The sequence below is a fragment of the Dehalococcoidia bacterium genome (assembly GCA_030018455.1).
Taxonomy (GTDB): Bacteria; Chloroflexota; Dehalococcoidia; order DSTF01; family JALHUB01; genus JASEFU01.
The window spans coordinates 1-559 of the sequence record JASEFU010000024.1; the positions used below are offsets into that span (position 1 = coordinate 1).

Annotated in this window: 1 protein-coding gene; it reads right to left on the bottom strand. The window is 66.4% G+C overall.

Going from position 1 to position 559, the window contains the following annotated elements; translation table 11 throughout:
- The coding region (locus QME71_11160) for a molybdopterin-dependent oxidoreductase (GenBank protein MDI6858856.1) at positions 1-550 on the bottom strand (550 nt) is incomplete at its 3' end.
- Positions 551-559 lie beyond the last annotated feature (9 nt).

Here is a 559-nt window from a genome sequence, read left to right on the forward strand (position 1 = left end):
GCGCTTCCAGCCCCTCTTCGATTATGACACGCGCCATGGCGTTGAAGAGCGCCGTATCGGTGCCGATGCGCAGGGGCAGACGGCGGGTGGCGTACTTGGCCATCTCGGTGGTGCGGGGGTCGGCGACGATGAGCTTCGCGCCTTTGGCGATGGCCTCCTTCACGCGCAGGGCGAGGACGGGGTGGGTCTCAGTGGTGTTGGTGCCGACGGCGAGGATGAGCCGCGCATCCGCAAGCTCGGCGATGCTGTTCGTCATCGCGCCCTTGCCCACCGTCGTCGCCAGACCGGCGACCGTCGCGGCATGTCAGTTACGGGCGCAGTTGTCGATGTTGTTGGTGCCGATGGCGGCGCGCGCCATCTTCTGCATCACGTAGTTGGCCTCGTTCGTGGCCTTTGCCGAGCTCCAGAAGACGATCGAATCGGGCCCGAAGGCCTCTTTGATCGACGTCAGGCGCCCGGCGATGAAGTCGTACGCCTCATCCCAGGTGGCGTCGCGGAAGCGGCCATTCTCGCGGATGAGCGGCGTGGTGAGCCGGTCCGGGCTGTGCACGAACTCCCA